General features: G+C 69.7%; 11 protein-coding genes. 7 read left to right on the top strand and 4 right to left on the bottom strand.

Translation table 11 applies throughout. The annotated features are described in order from the left end of the window. Window positions 1–10: 10 nt before the first annotated feature. Together FB559_RS41020 and FB559_RS41015 are read right to left on the bottom strand one after the other, a co-directional pair. The gene (locus tag FB559_RS41020) at window positions 11–571 is read right to left on the bottom strand and encodes a DUF4352 domain-containing protein (protein WP_185792718.1); all 561 of its coding nucleotides are present in this window, start codon (window positions 569–571) and stop codon (window positions 11–13) included. Between the two features lie 307 nt (window positions 572–878). After that, entirely contained in the window at window positions 879–1,277 is a 399-nt protein-coding gene (locus tag FB559_RS41015) for a PaaI family thioesterase (RefSeq protein WP_141963321.1), read from the bottom strand. A gap of 83 nt (window positions 1,278–1,360) precedes the next feature. Here FB559_RS41015 and polA point away from each other — a divergent pair, with 83 nt between their 5' ends. From polA to coaE, 6 genes are all read left to right on the top strand, one after another. Further along, a complete protein-coding gene (polA, locus tag FB559_RS41010) occupies window positions 1,361–4,054 on the top strand; it encodes a DNA polymerase I (RefSeq protein WP_141962998.1) in 2,694 nt (897 codons plus the stop codon). Window positions 4,055–5,615: 1,561 nt separating this feature from the next. Continuing rightward, a complete protein-coding gene (locus FB559_RS41005) occupies window positions 5,616–6,731 on the top strand; it encodes a polysaccharide deacetylase family protein (RefSeq protein WP_141962996.1) in 1,116 nt (371 codons plus the stop codon). Window positions 6,732–6,937: 206 nt separating this feature from the next. Further along, window positions 6,938–8,425 (top strand): 30S ribosomal protein S1, encoded by a 1,488-nt coding sequence (rpsA, locus tag FB559_RS41000; RefSeq protein ID WP_141962994.1) that lies wholly within the window; start codon window positions 6,938–6,940, stop codon window positions 8,423–8,425. A 96-nt stretch (window positions 8,426–8,521) separates the two neighbouring features. Beyond that, window positions 8,522–10,414 (top strand): endonuclease/exonuclease/phosphatase family protein, encoded by a 1,893-nt coding sequence (locus FB559_RS40995; RefSeq protein WP_246122866.1) that lies wholly within the window; start codon window positions 8,522–8,524, stop codon window positions 10,412–10,414. A 6-nt stretch (window positions 10,415–10,420) separates the two neighbouring features. Next, window positions 10,421–10,897, top strand: a complete 477-nt coding sequence (locus FB559_RS40990; RefSeq protein ID WP_141962990.1) for a GNAT family N-acetyltransferase — start codon at window positions 10,421–10,423, stop codon at window positions 10,895–10,897. A 188-nt stretch (window positions 10,898–11,085) separates the two neighbouring features. Continuing rightward, window positions 11,086–11,706, top strand: a complete 621-nt coding sequence (coaE, locus tag FB559_RS40985) for a dephospho-CoA kinase (protein WP_141962988.1) — start codon at window positions 11,086–11,088, stop codon at window positions 11,704–11,706. Here coaE and FB559_RS40980 read toward each other — a convergent pair. Further along, window positions 11,675–12,511: a glycerophosphodiester phosphodiesterase gene (locus tag FB559_RS40980; RefSeq protein ID WP_141962986.1), complete on the bottom strand. Its 837-nt coding sequence runs from the start codon at window positions 12,509–12,511 to the stop codon at window positions 11,675–11,677. The two genes, coaE and FB559_RS40980, sit on opposite strands and share 32 nt — an antisense overlap. 231 nt (window positions 12,512–12,742) lie before the next feature. Here FB559_RS40980 and uvrB point away from each other — a divergent pair, with 231 nt between their 5' ends. Further along, a complete protein-coding gene (gene uvrB / locus FB559_RS40975) occupies window positions 12,743–14,854 on the top strand; it encodes an excinuclease ABC subunit UvrB (protein ID WP_141962984.1) in 2,112 nt (703 codons plus the stop codon). Between the two features lie 2,204 nt (window positions 14,855–17,058). On the opposite strand, the gene FB559_RS40965 is transcribed toward uvrB, so the two are convergent. Further along, window positions 17,059–17,262, bottom strand: a complete 204-nt coding sequence (locus FB559_RS40965) for a cold-shock protein (RefSeq protein WP_141962982.1) — start codon at window positions 17,260–17,262, stop codon at window positions 17,059–17,061. Between the last annotated feature and the right edge of the window lie 182 nt (window positions 17,263–17,444).

The raw sequence follows: 17,444 nt of genomic DNA, 5'->3' as shown, positions 1-17,444 counted from the left end.
ACCACCCGGGTCATTTCAGGGGGATGTCGACGGGGTTCCTGGCGCCGGCGACGTTGGCGCCCTTGAGCTGGTCGCCCAGTTTGGACGACGACGCGTCGCCGAACACCCGCAGGGCCCGTACGGTCGCGTTCTTCGGGATGTCGAACCACAGGTCGAGGGCGCACAGCTCCTGGGACGCGATGGTCTGCGTGCCGGACGCCGCGCGGGAGATCTGCGTCGCGTCGGTGTTGGGACCGTACGTCCTCCCGTCCGCGGTGACGAGAAGCTGCCGTCCGGGGTCGAAGTCGTGGCGTTCCCGTCCGTGGTTCACCATGAGGAGCCGGACCCTGACGTACTGGCCGTGCGGGATCCAGCTCCCGTGTGAGCCGATGACCTCGCCCAGCCGGGTACGGAGCCCGATCGCGGTGTAGTCGAGCTCGCCGATCGTGGCGGTCTTTCCCGAGAGCGCTTTTTCGCCGCTGGGCAACGGCTGCGGCGGGATCGTGTAGTCGCGGTCGGGTGAACCGCATCCGCCGATCGTGAGGGCGGCGATCGAGAGCGCGAGAGCGGAACGCAGGATGGGTCGGCGCACAGCGCGACCGTAGATCAGCGCAGGAGACCTGAGAAGCGGTCTTCGCAGAATCGGGATCAAGATGCGATGAGCCCGGAACGCCTTTGGTGCCGTCCCGTCGTGGATCCCATGCAGGCCTTCCCCGGCCCTGCACAGGAGGCATCGGTACGTTTTCTACTCGGCGTTCCGGGCTCGTACGGTGCAACGGTAGCGAGACTGGTGTGATGCGTGCAAAGCCTGTGGCATACCCGTTGCGCCTCGATCGGAAACGATTCGGCCACAACCGGCGTAATCGCAGGTCACAGAGGGGTGGCCGGGATGAAGAAATCTAGGGTCGATCTCGGAGCGCACAAGTGAGACGTGCCGTGCAAACCCGGCGATCCCGGTCGTCGGTGATGGTGATCTCGTAGCTGGTGAGCGTACGGCCGCCGTGCAGCTGGGTGGCGACTCCGGTGACGTGTCCCTCGGAGGCCGAGCGGTGGTGGCTCGCGTTGATCTCGACGCCCATGGTGATGCGGTCCGGGCCGGCGTGCAGGGCGGAGCCGATGGAGCCGATCGTCTCGGCGAGGACGCAGGACGCCCCGCCGTGCAGGACGCCGTACGGCTGGGTGTTGCCCTCCACCGGCATGCGGGCCACCACACGTTTCGCCGAGGCCTCGATGATCTCGATGCCCATCGCGGCGGGGAGCCCACCGAACGCCTCCGTGGTGAACCCCTCCGGAACCATGCTGCCCGCGTCTTCCACGAAACCTCCTGTTGCATACCCTGAGGCTGCTCAGATTTGTCCTAGGCGAAGGCTAGGCTGCCTGCGTGGCAACGACGGAAGCGACCCCGGAAACTCCTCGCCTGCTCCTGATGGACGGGCACTCGCTCGCGTATCGGGCGTTCTTCGCGCTGCCGATCGAGAACTTCTCGACGACGACGGGTCAGCCGACCAACGCCGTCTACGGCTTCACGTCGATGCTGATCAACGTCCTGCGCGACGAGTCGCCGACGCACGTGGCGGTGTGCTTCGACCGGAGCGAGCCGACGTTCCGCCACGAGACCTACGTCGAGTACAAGGCGAACCGTCGTGAGACGCCCGATGACTTCCGCAGCCAGATCAGCCTGATCTTCGAGGTGCTCGACGCGCTGCGCATCCCGCGGCTGTCCGTGGCCGGCTACGAGGCCGACGACCTCATCGCGACGCTCGCCACCCAGGCCGTCGCGCAGGACATGGACGTCTCGATCGTCAGCGGCGACCGCGACGCGTTCCAGCTCGTCGGCGAGCACTGCACGGTGCTCTACCCGCGCAAGGGCGTGTCCGACCTCGCCCGGATGACGCCGGCGGCGGTGGAGGAAAAGTACGGCGTGCCGCCGGAGCGGCACCGCGAGCTGGCCGCGCTGGTGGGGGAGACCAGCGACAACCTGCCGGGCGTGCCCGGGGTCGGGCCCAAGACCGCGGCCAAGTGGCTCAACAAGTACGACGGCCTGGACGAGCTCGTCGCGCACGTCGACGAGATCACCGGCAAGGCCGGCGAGAGCCTGCGCGAGCACCTCGGCGACGTGCTGCGCAACCAGCAGCTCAACAAGCTGGACTGCGACGTGCCGCTCGACCGCGGCCCGGCCGACCTCGTGCTGGGGCAGTGGGACCGCGACGAGATCCACACGCTGTTCGACACGCTGCAGTTCCGCGTCCTGCGCGAGCGTCTCTACGCGACGCTGTCGGCGGTGGAGCCGGAGGCCGAGGAGGGCTTCGAGGTCGAGATGGCCCGGCCGGGCCCCGGCGAGGTTTCCGCGTGGCTGGCCGAGCACGCGAGTGGCACCGGGCGCGTCGGCGTCGCGGTGACCGGCACGTGGGGGCGGGGCGTCGGTGACATCACGGGCATCGCGCTGGCCACCCAGGCGGGCGTGGGCGCCTACCTCGACCCGGTCGAGCTGCCGGAGGAGGACGAGCGGGCCTTCGCCACGTGGCTCGCCGACCCGAAGCAGCCGAAGGCGATGCACGACGCGAAGGGCCCGATGCTGGCCTTCGCCGCGCGCGGCATGGAGCTGGACGGCCTGACCAGCGACACGGCGCTGGCCGCCTACCTCGCGCTGCCGGGCCAGCGCTCGTTCGACCTGGGCGACCTGGCGCTGCGCTATCTCCACCGCGAGCTGCGCAAGGAGGCCGACGAGAGCGGGCAGCTGACGCTGGACGGCTCCGGTGAGCAGGAGGCCGCGTTCGACCTGGTCGTACGCGCCCGCGCGGTCGTCGACCTCGCCGAGGCGCTCGACAAGGACTTGGAGCGGCGCGGCGCGGCCACGCTGCTGCGGGACGTGGAGATGCCGCTCGTGGAGGTCCTGGCCGCGATGGAGCGGCTCGGCATCGCCCTGGACATCGACTATCTGGCGCGGCTGTCGGCGACGTTCGGCGGCGAGGTCAAGGCGATGGAGGAGGGCGCGTGGGAGGCGATCGGGCGGGAGTTCAACCTGGGCTCGCCCAAGCAGATCCAGCAGATCCTCTTCGATGAGCTGGGCCTGCCGAAGACGCGCCGCACCAAGACCGGATACACCACCGACTCCGAGGCGCTGACCAACCTGTTCGCCCAGACCGCGCATCCGGTCCTGGAGCATCTGCTGCGCCACCGCGAGGTCGCCAAGCTCAAGAGCATGGTCGACTCGCTGATCCCGATGGCCGACGAGGCCCGGCGCATCCACACGACGTTCGGGCAGATGGTCGCGGCGACCGGCCGCCTGTCCTCATCGGACCCCAACCTCCAGAACATCCCGATCCGCACGGCTGAGGGCCGCCAGATCCGCGAGGGCTTCGTGGTCGGCGACGACTTCGAATGCCTGCTCACCGCGGACTACAGCCAGATCGAGCTGCGGATCATGGCGCACCTGTCCGAGGACGTGGCGCTCATCGACGCGTTCGGCTCCGGCATCGACTTCCACACCGTCACCGCGTCACGGGTGTTCGACCTGCCGGCCGAGCAGATCGACGGTGAGCTGCGCTCACGGATCAAGGCGATGAACTACGGCCTGGCCTACGGCCTGTCCGCGTTCGGCCTGTCCCAGCAGCTGCGCATCATCCCGGACGAGGCACGCGCGCTCATGGAGGAATACTTCGAGCAGTTCGGCGGCGTCCGCGACTATCTGCGCGACATCGTCGCCAAGGCCCGCCAGGACGGCTACACCGAGACCATCATGGGCCGGCGCCGCTACCTGCCGGACCTGACCTCGGACAATCGCCAGCGCCGCGAGATGGCTGAGCGGATGGCGCTGAACGCGCCGATCCAGGGCTCGGCCGCCGACATCATCAAGGTCGCCATGCTGCGCGTCGACCGCACCATGCGCGACTCGGGCCTGCGCTCCCGGATGCTGCTGCAGGTCCACGACGAACTCATCTTCGAGGTGGCCCCGGGCGAGCTGGCACCCCTGCAGGACCTGGTGAGATCAGAGATGGGCGCCGCGTACGACCTCCGAGTGCCACTGGAGGTGTCCATGGGCACCGGCCGCACCTGGCACGAGGCCGGCCACTGAGCCGAGCACCATGAGCCCCCGCACCGGCACGTCCAGCACCTGACACGACAACCGCGCGTGTGTTGTGCTTTTGCTTGCCGGTGCTTGCCGGTGCTTGCCGGTGCTTGCCGGTGCTTGCCGGTGCTTGCCGGTGCTTGCCGGTGCGTGTGTGCGGGATCCCGCGGATGACTCTGGCGTGGCTCCGGTACCGGGGTGTGCGCGATCCGGCCGGGGTACCGGCGTCTGCCCGATCCGCCCGGGGTACCGGCTGTGCGCCCGATCCGGTCGGGAGGGCTGTGGAGTGACCGATCACGCGAGAGAGGGCGATGACGATAGGCAGGTCGTCCTCCTTGTGCACGATCACGCCGGCGGCGCGCGGGCCCGCAACGCCGCCACCGAGATCCGCTCCAGGCCGAACGGCGTCAGCCGGCATCCTGCGTCCGTACGGCGTGCGCGCCGACGTATGCCGTCCGCTGGGATCGCAGTAGATAGCTCGGCGCGGATGACGCCGGCTCGACAGATGTGAGCGGATTTCGTGCTCGTCGAGCCCCTGGCATGTGTAGATCCGCAGGCCAGGGGGGTCGCCTGGGGCCTGTCTCGAAGTCCCGCTGTCCTACGGCGCGGCGTCCAGGCGGCGCCTCGCCGCGTTGTCGTCGGCCGCCGGCCGACACCAAGCCGACTCCCTCTTGCGCCTTGCGCCGCGCCGCCTGGACGCCGCTCGCTACGGACGGGGATCTCGGATGAGGCCCTAGTCCCGGGTTAGGGGCTTGCCGCGTCCCCGGCAAGGCGTATTCAGATCCCCAGGCCAGAACGATCTGCCGGTGAAGACGGCGCGCGAGGCCGATCCGGCCACCCATCCCATTCCGCGATAAGCACCGGCCTAGCCGAGGTCACACCCACGATGGAGCAGTCGCATGCCCGGAGTCCGGGCGATGAACGGACATCGCGGCGACATGGCCGCTCGGTGAGGTCGACTTGGTGAGCAAGAGGACGTCCACGTGTAGGCAGGGCGTGCGGCGCCCGCGACCCGACGGCGGATGCCCCCGCTGAGATGCTCCTCGGGCCGGGACGTCTCGTTCCGGTCTGAGGGTCCACGCCGCCGTGGTCGGACATGCCGCGCGGTCCCGCCGCTCCGAAAAGGGTCCGGAATGCGCGCTGACCACGCTAAATGAACGGTCGGCACTCGTCGGCATCCCGGGCGACAGGATCCTCTGCCCAACGACCACCAGGCGCCGGCCGCGCCCGGTCATTCCCCAGCAGCACCGGGTGCGGGGCGTCGGGTTTCTCGAGTGGTGTCGGGTGTGGGGTGTGGGGTTTCTCGAGTGGTGCCGGGTGTGGGGCGCCGGATTTCTCGGGCGGCGTCGGGTGCGGGGGTGTCGTCTTCTGGTGGTGGGTCAAGGCAAAGGCGACGCCGTGTCGCAGCCGTCGACGTCACCGGACCCGGGCCCTGACAGAACCTTTACCCCGAAATGACAAGCCACCTCGCCGACCGTGTTCGCGCGATTACATGATCGCGGGAGCGGGAAGTAACTTTTCGCTGGGCTTAGTGCGCACCGCGTGCAGAAACGCTAGGGGACAAACCGTGCCGCACCTTGACAAATTCGCCGCTGCATTGATCGTCGTAGCCGTGGTGGTCGGCTTCCTGGCCCCGCGTGATCGGCATGACGTAGGCCCTCCCCGCGCGAACCCGGCTGCGGCCGGTGGCGTCGCGCGGACCGCGCAGGCCGCGCCCTCCAAGGTCGCCGCCCCGCCACGCAAGAAACCACCGAAGAAGCCGCCGTTCAACCTGGCCAAGGCCGCCGCCGCGGCGCGAGCCGTCAGCGCGAACGAGCTCGGCCAGGTCCCGATCCTGATGATCCACCGGGTCATGGCCAAGCCGCAGGCCTCGCTGGACCGCTCGACCAAGGAGCTGTACGACGAGTTCACCGGCATGGCCAAGCAGGGCTACGTCCCGGTGACCGCCGCCGAGTTCGTCAAGGGGCAGATCAACATCCCGGCGGGCAAGCACGCGGTCGTCCTGACCTTCGACGACGGATCGATCACGCACGCCGACTTCGACGGGGCGGGGAATCCCAAGCCGGACACGGCGATCGCGGTCATCCAGCGGGTGGCGAAGGAGAATCCCGGGTTCCGTCCGGTCGCGACCTTCTTCGTGAACCGCGACCCGTTCTACGGCGGATCCAAGCCGGGCATCGAGACGATGCGCTGGCTCGTCCGCAACGGGTTCGAGATCGCCAACCACACGACCAACCACAAGGACATGCGGTCGATGAGCAAGGCCGAGGTGGCCAAGGAGATCGGCACCGACGAGAAGATGATCGAGGACGCCACCGGCAAGCCCGCGACGACGTTCGCCTTCCCGTTCGGGTCGCTCTCGACGGCGCACCTCGACTGGGCCCAGCACGGCACCAAGCCGGTGAAATGGGACTTCACCGGGATGTTCCTGGCCGGCTGGAAGCCGTCCGACTCGCCGTACGCGAGCAGCTTCGACGCCCGGCAGATCCCGCGGATCCGGGACAAGGAAAAAATCAAGGAAGATGACTGCAAGCAGTACTGCTCCACAGCATGGCTGGAGTGGCTGGCGAAGAATCCCGACAAGCGGTACACCTCCGACGGGAACCCGGCCACGATCGCCTTCCCGCAGGATAAGATGATCTACCTCTACACGCGTTACAGGGAGTGGGCCTGTCCTTACTGACCCCTCTTGAGATTGACCGTTGCCCCTGGCCTCCCATATCCTGATCGCTGCGCTGTGGGCCTGCGCGCGCCTCGGACAGAGCAGGTACGCGCTCGGCCAAGTCGACATCGGTCTGGTCAGACGGCCGGTCCATCGGCAGGGACGATAACTGGCCCTCCGCGTTGCACAGGCAACTACGCATGTCCGTATCCGGAGCCATCCCACACATGACGAGCAGCACCGAGGCCACCTCGAGTACCCCGCAGGTAGCGGTCAACGACATCGGGTCCGAGGAAGCCTTCCTCGCAGCGATCGACGAGACCATCAAGTACTTCAACGACGGCGACATTGTCGAAGGCACTGTCGTCAAGGTCGATCGAGACGAGGTCTTGCTCGACATCGGCTACAAGACCGAGGGCGTCATTCCCTCGCGTGAGCTGTCCATCAAGCACGATGTCGACCCCAACGAGGTCGTCAAGGTCGGTGATCACGTTGAGGCCTTGGTCCTCCAGAAGGAGGACAAGGAAGGCCGCCTGATCCTGTCCAAGAAGCGCGCTCAGTACGAGCGGGCCTGGGGCACGATCGAGAAGATCAAGGACGAGGACGGCATCGTCACCGGTACCGTCATCGAGGTCGTCAAGGGCGGCCTGATCCTCGACATCGGTCTTCGCGGCTTCCTTCCCGCGTCTCTTGTGGAGATGCGCCGGGTGCGTGACCTTCAGCCGTACGTCGGGCGCGAGCTCGAGGCGAAGATCATCGAGCTGGACAAAAACCGCAACAACGTGGTTCTGTCCCGCCGCGCATGGCTGGAGCAGACGCAGAGTGAGGTCCGCCAGACCTTCCTCAACACGCTTCAGAAGGGCCAGGTCCGCAAGGGCGTCGTGTCGAGCATCGTCAACTTCGGTGCCTTCGTCGACCTCGGCGGAGTCGACGGCCTGGTGCACGTGTCCGAGCTCTCCTGGAAGCACATCGACCACCCGTCCGAGGTGGTCGAGGTCGGCCAGGAGGTCACCGTCGAGGTTCTCGACGTGGACATGGAGCGCGAGCGGGTCTCCCTGTCGCTCAAGGCGACGCAGGAGGACCCCTGGCAGCAGTTCGCCCGCACCCACCAGATCGGCCAGGTCGTGCCGGGTCGCGTCACCAAGCTGGTGCCGTTCGGCGCGTTCGTCCGGGTCGAGGAGGGCATCGAGGGCCTGGTGCACATCTCCGAGCTGGCCGAGCGCCACGTGGAGATCCCGGAGCAGGTCGTCCAGGTCGGTGACGAGATCTTCGTGAAGATCATCGACATCGACCTCGACCGGCGCCGCATCAGCCTCTCGCTGAAGCAGGCCAACGAGGGTGGCGGGACGTTCACCGACGAGGAGTTCGACCCGACGCTCTACGGCATGCCGGCCGAGTACGACTCCGAGGGCAACTACAAGTACCCCGAGGGCTTCGATTCGGAGACCGGCGACTGGCTCGAGGGCTTCGACCAGCAGCGTGAGACGTGGGAGCGGCAGTACGCGGAGGCGCGTACCCGTTTCGACTCTCACAAGAAGCAGGTCGAGGAAGCCCGCAAGGCCGAAGCCGAGGCGGCCGGACCGCAGTCCTACAACTCCGAGGGTGAGCCGCCGGCCGGCGGCGGCAGCAGCGGTGACGCCGGTGGCGGCGGCGCGCTCGCTTCTGACGAAGCACTCGCGGCGCTGCGGGAGAAACTGTCCGGTAACCAGGAGTAATACAACCGCATAATGGTCGATTTCGACTCAAGTGCACGTCCTGGGGGTCCCGTCGTTACGGCGGGGCCCCCGGTCGTTCCCCAAGAGCTCTCCCGCGTGCTGCTCATCGCGGTCACCATCGCCGTCCTCTCCGAGGTGCTGCGGGCCGCGTTCCCTCCATTCGGTCATTTCGCCGCGACCTCTGGCGCCGTCACGGCCTCCGCGGCGATCCTCGTCGTCTGCCTGGCCGGCTTCGCCGCGCCCGCCGTACGCGCGGTCGCCGGGCCCCGTGGGCTGCTGCTGGCCGGGGTCGGTGGTCTTCTCGTCCTGCGGCTGGGCACCCAGGCCCTCTCGCCCGCGCTCTGGACGGCCTTCGCCGGCACCGCGTTCGCCATGCTCGCGATCACCGCGCTGTACGAGACGGCGCGTGGCCTTTCCGGCACCGGCTTCGCGGTGGCCGTGGTCGCCGGGCTGACCGGCGACACGGCGCTCCGCCTGGCGTTCGGCACCTGGGACCCGGCCGACCGGGGCGGCGTGCTGCCCTGGCTGGCCTGCCTCCTCGTCGTCGGCGCCGGGGCCATCGTTCTGGTGAGACAGCTGCGGATCCCGTCCGTGGAGGCGCCCGCGATCGGCTGGCGTGACGCGCTGGGCGCCGCCGCGCTCGGGCCGTTCCTCGCTCTGCAGATCCTCGTCCTGGCCAGTCCGGCGTTCGCCGCCTCCAGCGGATGGCTGTCGCTGCCGGCCGCGGGCGCCGTCGTCCTCGGCGCCCAGGCGCTCACCTTGGCCTTCCTGTCCTCCGGACTCGCCGTGGCGGCCGTGCCCGGCGGTGTGTGCGTCTTCGGCGGCGCCCTGCTGGGCGTCGGCGCGGGGGCGGTCACCGGCCGGTACGGACTCACCGGGGTCGTCGCGGTCGCCGTGATCGTCGCCGGGCAGGTGCTGTCGGCGTGGCTGCTGGCGGTCGCCTGCCGGGTGCCGCTGCGCCGCGGCGGCTACCGCGGCCGGCGTGGCGACGCGCTCGTCGAGCCGGAGCGTGCCGACAGCGGCGGGCGCGCCTGGCGCATCGACCTTGGTGCCGCGCTCGGCGGGCTGCTCACCGCACTCGTCCTGCTGCCGTACCAGTCGCACTACGCCGCGCCGCTCCCACTGCCCAACAAGGTGCTGCCCGGCGCCGCCGGCATCGCCCTGGGGCTCCTCTCGGCGATCGCCGCGGCACGCGGCGGGCCGCTGCCCGGCCGGTCCTGGGCCCGCGCCCTCGGCGCCGGAGGCGCGGCACTGCTCCTGCTCGCCGTGCCCGCCGCGTACGCGGTCACGGCCCCGCGGGAGTCGCGTACGAGCGCGCAGCCGGGTACGTTCCGGCTCGTGACGTACGACATCGGCCAGGCGGTCGACGGCGACGGCCGGCTCGACCCGGAGGCGGTCGCCCGCGTCATCCAGGCGCAGCACGCCGACGTGGTCGCCCTGCAGGCCGTCGGACGCGGCTGGCCCCTGTCGGGTACGACCGACGTCGGCTCGTGGCTGGCCCGGCGGCTCGGCATGCGCCTCGTGTGGGGTCCGGCCGCCGACCACCAGTTCGGCAACGCCGTGCTGTCGCGGCTGCCGGTGAGGACGACCGGCACCGGGCGGCTGCCCGTGGGCGCCGGACCGCAGGCGCGCGGCTATGTCTGGGCGCGGGTGGACACCGGTGGCGGCCGTACCGCGGACGTGTGGTCGGTCGACGTCCAGCACGGCGCCGACCGTACGCAGACGAGGCTGACCGAGATCGGCAAACTGCTGCAGGTATGGAGCGGCGCCCCGCGTACGGTCATCGCCGGGAACCTGAACGCCGCGGAGAGCGGGCCGGAGGTCGGCCGCCTCACCGCTCAGGGCGGCCTGCGCGAGGCCGGCGGAGGCGAGCCGGGCAAGCCCGTCGTGTCCATCTTCGGCAGTGACGACCTGGGGTTCGACGACACCGTGGTGGCACCCGCCACGGGCCGTAGCGCTCTGGCCGCCACCGTACGGGTCATCGGCTGAGTGGCCATGGACGACGACGTACGCATCGAGCCCGCCGGCGTGGCCGACGCCGGACAGATCCTCACCCTGCAGCGCGCCGCGTACGTCACCGAGGCGCAGCTGCACGGTGATCCGTTCTTGCCGCCGCTGGTCGAGTCGCTCGACCAGGTGTGCAAGATGATCGCAGGGTCGCTCGTGCTGAAGGCCATGATCGGCACGCGCCTCGCCGGGTCCGTACGCGCCCGGATCAACGACCGTACGTGCCTGGTAGGCCGGCTCGCGGTGGCACCGGACCTGCAGGGCAGGGGCATCGGCCGCGCGCTGATGGAGGCGATGGAGGCCGAGGCCATCGGCCGGGCGGACGCGTGCGTGCTGTTCACCGGCCATCTCAGCGAGGCCAACCTGCGGTTGTACCGGCGGCTCGGGTACGGCGAGACGCATCGGGAGCGGGTCGCCGACCATCTGATGCTGGTGCACATGCGCAAGACCCTTGGGCGTGTCTGACGGATGCCTGTCCTACTGCGCGGCGCCCAGGCGACGCCTCGCCGCGTTGTCGTCGGTCGCCGGCCAACACCGAGCCGACTCCCTCCTCCGCCTTGCGAGGCGCCGCCTGGACACCGCTCGCTACGAACGCCATCCGTCAGACACGCCCCCGTGGCCGCGGGGCCGGCCGACTGAGTACTCTCGCGTTCGTGCTGAGAGTGGGATTGACCGGTGGCATCGGTTCGGGCAAGAGCGAGGTGTCGCGGCGGCTCGTGTCGCTCGGCGCGGCGCTCGTCGACGCGGACGCGGTCGCGCGCGAGGTCGTGGAGCCGGGCACGCCCGGCCTGGCCGCGGTGGCGCAGGAGTTCGGCGAGGAGGTCCTGCGCCCCGACGGCACGCTGGACCGCGACCGGCTGGGCGCGATCGTGTTCGCGGACGACGGGCGGCGCGAGCGGCTCAACGCGATCGTGCATCCGCTCATCGGCGAGCGGATGCAGGAGCTCGTCGAGGACGCGCCGGCGGGTGCCATCGTGGTCTACGACGTGCCGCTGCTGACCGAGAACGACCTGGCCGGCCTGTACGACGTCGTGGTCGTCGTGGACGCCCCGGTCGAGGAGCAGGTGCGCCGGCTCACGGAGCTGCGTGGCATGACCGAGGAGGCCGCGCGCGCCCGCATCGCCGTCCAGGCCACACGGGAACGGCGCCGAGCCGTCGCCGACCACGTCATCGACAACTCCGGCACGATCGAGTCGCTCGCCGCACAGGTCGATGACCTGTGGGCCGAGCTGACCCGCCGGATCAACGGGGGACCGCCTCAGGGCGGTCACTGATGATGCCGTCGACCCGGTAGCCGACCAGCCGGCGGACGTCGGCGGCACTGCCGGCGCCCCAGGCGAAGACCTCCATGTGCCGGGCATGCACCCGCCGGACGTAGGCGGCGTTGATGGCGTCGTAGCGAGGGTTGACATAGTGCGCGTACCCGGCGATCGCGGGAAGCTGCGCGGCCGTCGGCGTGCCGAGTACGCCGGTCGGGACGGCGGGCATCAGCCGGTGGAACTCCCGTACCGACCCCCAGTCGAAACTCTGGACGATCAGCCGGCCGGGGAGCAGCCATCTCGGCTGGGCGCGCAGTTGTCCGGCGACCCGGCTCGTCAGGCCCGGGTACAGGGACGGGTCCTTGATCTCCAGGAGCAGCTTCAGGTCGCTGCCCTCCATCTCGCTCAGGGTCCTGGCGAGCGTCGGCACACGCTCGTGCCGGAACCGGGAGGAGAACCAGGAGCCGGCGTCGAGCCGTTCGAGCTGCCGGAGTGTGAAGTCGCCGACCCGCCACGGCGACCGGCCGGGGTAGACCGACTCGGCGTTGGTCGTACGCCTCAGCGTCGTGTCGTGCATGATGACCGGCGTGCGGTCCTTGGTCTGCTGGACGTCGAGCTCGAAGTAGTCGGCGTGCTGGGACCTGGCCGCGCGGAAGGCGGCGAGGGTGTTCTCCGGGGCGGACGCCGACGCGCCACGGTGACCGATGTCGGCGATGCCGGCCGGGCTTACCCGGGTGGGATGTCGTACGGTCGAGGTGAACGCCATACCGGCGCAGGTGAGCGGCAGAGCCGAGACGATGGCGGCGAGGCGGTAAGCCATGGCGATCCTCCGGGCAAGGGCCTCGGCCACGACCGGTGTGACGTAGCCGCTTCAACGGAGAGTAACGCATCGTTCACGGTTGGTTGGCAATCACCGCCGGGACGGAACGTCGCGAGGGCCACCGGAATGTCACTGCCGGGTCGTACGGTTGACATACACGGGCCTCCCGGCACGGCCCGCGATCCGCCGGCCGTTCTGGACCGGCGACCACCAGTCGACGGAGGAAACAGCGTGCGGCCTGTCACCGATCTTCAGCGCAAGGTGGCGCCCTTCGAGGTCGTCACCGAGATGATCCCGTCCGGCGACCAGCCGCAGGCGATCGGCGAGCTGGAGCAGCGGATCAAGCGGGGGGACAAGGACTCGGTGCTGCTGGGGGCCACCGGCACCGGCAAGACCGCGAGCATCGCCTGGCTGATCGAGAAGGCCCAGCGCCCCACCCTCGTCATGCAGCCGAACAAGACGCTCGCCGCCCAGTTCGCCAACGAGCTGCGCGAGATGATGCCCAATAACGCCATCGAGTACTTCGTCTCCTACTACGACTACTACCAGCCCGAGGCGTACGTCCCGCAGACCGACACCTACATCGAGAAGGACTCCTCGATCAACGACGAGGTGGAGCGCCTGCGGCACTCGGCGACCAACTCGCTGCTGACCCGCCGCGACACGATCGTGGTGGCGTCGGTGTCGTGCATCTACGGCCTGGGCACCCCGCAGGAGTACGTCGACCGCATGGTACGGCTGCGCGTGGGCGACGAGATCGACCGCGACGACCTGCTCCGGCGGCTGGTCGGCATGCAGTACGCGCGCAACGACCTGGCGTTCACCCGCGGCACGTTCCGGGTACGCGGCGACACGGTCGAGATCATCCCGCAGTACGAGGAGCTCGCCGTACGGATCGAGATGTTCGGCGACGAGATCGAAAAGCTCGCCACGCTGCACCCGCTGACCGGCGAGGTCGTCACCGAGGACCAGGAGCTCTACATCTTCCCCGCCTCCCACTACGTCGCCGGTCCGGAGCGGATGGAGCGGGCGATCAAGGGGATCGAGCAGGAGCTGGAGGAGCGCCTCGGCGAGATGGAGCGCACCGGCAAGCTGCTGGAGGCACAGCGCCTGCGGATGCGCACGACGTACGACATCGAGATGATGCGCCAGGTCGGGACGTGCGCCGGCATCGAAAACTACTCACGTCACATCGACGGCCGTGGTCCCGGCACCCCGCCCAACACGCTGCTCGACTACTTTCCCGAGGACTTCCTGCTCGTCGTGGACGAGTCGCACCAGACGACACCGCAGATCGGCGCGATGTACGAGGGTGACATGTCGCGCAAGCGCACTCTGGTGGAGCACGGCTTCCGGCTGCCCAGCGCGCAGGACAACCGCCCGCTCAAGTGGGAGGAGTTCCTGGAGCGGATCGGGCAGACCATCTACCTGTCGGCGACGCCGGGCCCGTACGAGCTGGGCCGGGTCAAGGGCGATGTGGTCGAGCAGGTGATCCGCCCGACCGGCCTGATCGACCCGGAGGTGGTCATCAAGCCGACCAAGGGCCAGATCGACGACCTCGTGCACGAGATCCGCGAGCGGGCCGAACGCGACGAGCGGGTGCTGGTCACGACGCTGACCAAGAAGATGTCCGAGGACCTGACCGACTACCTGCTCGAGCTGGGCATCCGGGTGCGCTACCTGCACAGCGAGGTCGACACGCTGCGCCGCGTGGAGCTGCTGCGCGAGCTGCGGATGGGCGAGTTCGACGTACTCGTCGGCATCAACCTGCTCCGCGAGGGCCTCGACCTGCCCGAGGTGTCACTGGTGTCGATCCTGGACGCCGACAAGGAGGGCTTCCTGCGGTCGGAGACCTCCTTGATCCAGACGATCGGCCGAGCCGCACGAAACGTGTCCGGCCAGGTCCACATGTACGCCGACAAGATCACCCCGTCGATGGAACGCGCGATCGACGAGACCAACCGCCGCCGCGTCAAGCAGGTCGCCTACAACGAGGCCAACGGCATCGAGCCCACCGCGCTCCGCAAGAAGATCAACGACATCCTCGACATGCTGGCCCGCGAGGACGCCGACACCGAAGAGCTCATCGGCGGCGCCGGCCGCCAGCAGAGCCGTGGCAAGGCCCCGGTCCCGGGCCTGTCCTCCCGCCGAGCGGGCCGCCACGCCGCCGACCTGGTCGGCGAGCGCCCCCGCGAGGAGATGGAATCCCTCATCGAACAGATGACAAAGCAGATGCACCACGCGGCAGAAGAACTCCAGTTCGAGGTCGCCGCCCGCCTCCGCGACGAGATCAAGGAGCTCAAACGCGAACTCCGCGACATGAAGGAAGCCGGCGTCAAGTAGCCACCCGCCGGGGCCGGGGCCGGGGCCGGGGCCAGGGCCAGCGACAGGGCCCGACACCCTCGACGTGGGTGTCCGGGGGCTGGTGTCCGGGGCCGGATGCCCGGCGCCCGGAAGGTAGCCGACTAAGCCGCGAGACCGGAGGCGGCCGGCTGGGGTCGGTGGGCGAGCGCGCGGCCGGCCGGGGGTGGGTGCCCGGGGGCAAGCGCCCGGAGGAGGGGCCCGGTAGGTGGCCGACCAGGCCACAGGGCCCCCGGGGGCCGGGTGCGGGTGCCCGGGGCTGGGCGCCCGGCGCCCGGAAGGTAGCCGATAAGCCGCGAGACCGGAGGCGGCTGGCTGGGGTCGGTGGGCGAGCGCGCGGCCGGCTGGGGTGGGTGCCCGGGGGTAAGCGCCCGGGGGAGAGGCCCGGGAGGTAGCCGACCAGGCCGCAGGACCGGAGGCGGAAGGCTGGGGCGGGCGAGCCAGGCGAGCGGCTGGGACGACTGGAGGCGCGCGGCCAGGGGCGCGAGTGAGCGAGGGGGAGAGGCCGGGGGCGAGGGCCACGTCGGCATCGGGGAACACGGGCGCCGCGGGAGCGAGAGGTCAGGTCAGCGACCGGGGCAATGACCGGAGCTTGGAGACGGGCTCTCAGGCGCCCCGTGCGGGGGATCGGCGGCCGGTTTCGGGGCGGGGTATCAGGTCACACCCGGGAGGAACCGGGAGACGAGGCCTTGGTCCGAGCAGAGACTTGGCCGAGGTACCCGCGGTGGGCCCAAGGCGCAGCATTCACCGGACCTTGGCCAAGTGCGGGCACGCCGACCTATAGCGCCGGATTCACCGGACCTTGGCCAAGTGCGGGCACGCCGACCTATAGCGCCGGATTCACCGGACCTTGGCCAAGTGCGGGCACGCCGACCTATAGCGCCGGCTTTTCCGCGCCCGACGCGGACCCCGCGAGCGCCCATGGCGCGGGACTGACCACCACAGGGGCGGGCACGCCGCCGTGGGACCCGGCTGAGGAGCGAGCTGCCGGGGCGCGACGTCAGGCTTGCCGGTCGCACAGCGAGGAGTCCGACCAGGCGGACGGACAGTCGGGGCGGCGGCAGGGCAAGCCCAGCCATGTAGCTGACGCCTGAGAACGTCGATCGCCTCCCCTCCACCTCACCACACGCGGTCTGACCTCGTGTCGTGTGGAGAGCACGGCGGTGACCTGAGGCGACCTCGTGCGGCGACGAGCGCGTCTTGCAGGCCCAGAGTGAGGGTCCTCGCACCTCAGCGGGTCCGGCTGCCGGGGGCGCATGTCCTCCGAGGCATCGGAGGACGGTTCCGGCGTAACCAGTGCCGGGCTGAGGGATCGACTCCGAGTCGTATTGCCGTGCCGAGTGAGGGAGAGGGAGGTCGGCTCCGATCTGGAAGTAGTCCGGAGGGGGCTCCGACGGTCTGGACGGAGTGGGCCTGGTGGCTGGGAGGTTCTGACGCGCGGCGAGGCTGGAGGCGGTCCGGGGGCCTGGGCGGTCGGGACGGAGCGGGCCTGGTCGCCGGGAGGTTCTGACGCGCGGCGACGTTGGAGGGGGCCCGGGCGGTCTGGACGGAGTGGGTCTGGCGGCCGGGAAGTTCTGACGCGCGGTGACTGCGGTGTGCCAGGTGGCGTCTTCTCAGGGTCTGTTAGGGGCGACCAAGCCGACGGGCACGCGCCGGTACGGTCGGTCGGCCTGAATCGCTCAGCGACGCTGAGCGGCCCCCCGTCGGCATGTACACCTCGACGACGGCGCCCACGTGCAAGGGCGGACAGGGCGGGGTCCCCGGTCTCCGTGTGGCCTTGATAGCGATGCGGGCGCGTGCGGCCTCTTCGGTCATGCCGCGCAGCTCCGTGAGCCGGCGCACCTGCCTCCTCGACGGGGACGAGCGATCAGGTCTCGGTCGCTGTCCGCTGGTGCATCGATCTGGCCGGCCTGCGCTGCGTCGCCTGCCGCGCACGTCCTCATCCCCACGGGCGCTTGGCGGCTGGCGGGTCGCGAAGTGGCCGGATCGGGCCAACATCCGAGGCACCCCGGAGCCGGCAGTCCACCCAAGCCCAACAAGCCCGAAATGTGATGTTTTGCGCCACCCGGAGCACCCCAGGCACGGCACGCCCATGATGCCGCCGACCGGAGCGAGACGCGGCTCCACAAGGCAGCAGAGCCCGCACCGATTGCTCGGTGCGGGCCCAGCTTGGTGTAGTGCTAAGCCTAGATCGGCGTGACCTGCTCCGCCTGGGGGCCCTTGGGACCCTGGGTCGTCTCGAAGCTCACGCGCTGGTTCTCCTCCAGCGTACGGAAACCACTGGAGGTGATCGCCGAGTAGTGCACGAACACGTCCGGGCCCCCGCCGTCAGGCGCGATGAAACCGAAGCCCTTGTCGGCGTTGAACCACTTGACGGTGCCTTCTGCCACTTTCTCTCCTTCTTGGATGCCTCACCGGGACACCGGTCGGCGGACCGGGGCTGCATACGGACTTTGGCTTGCGTCCGCGAAGATTATCCCGGAGAAGCGAAAACGCCCGCCGTCACTTCCGCGGGCGTTCAAGAGCGAACTCAATACGTACGAGGAAACTACGACTGCAACGCTTTCCATGT

The sequence above is a fragment of the Actinoallomurus bryophytorum genome, assembly GCF_006716425.1.
In the GTDB taxonomy this organism is placed as follows: domain Bacteria; phylum Actinomycetota; class Actinomycetes; order Streptosporangiales; family Streptosporangiaceae; genus Actinoallomurus; species Actinoallomurus bryophytorum.
This window is presented reverse-complemented; position numbering and strand designations above follow the sequence as displayed.

Coding starts and splice junctions, on each gene's coding strand:
- FB559_RS41015 (WP_141963321.1), bottom strand. CDS start 1,277: ATGGTTCCGGAGGGGTTCACCACGGAGGCGTTCGGTGGGCTCCCCGCC.
- rpsA (WP_141962994.1), top strand. CDS start 6,938: ATGACGAGCAGCACCGAGGCCACCTCGAGTACCCCGCAGGTAGCGGTC.
- FB559_RS40990 (WP_141962990.1), top strand. CDS start 10,421: ATGGACGACGACGTACGCATCGAGCCCGCCGGCGTGGCCGACGCCGGA.
- FB559_RS40980 (WP_141962986.1), bottom strand. CDS start 12,511: ATGGCTTACCGCCTCGCCGCCATCGTCTCGGCTCTGCCGCTCACCTGC.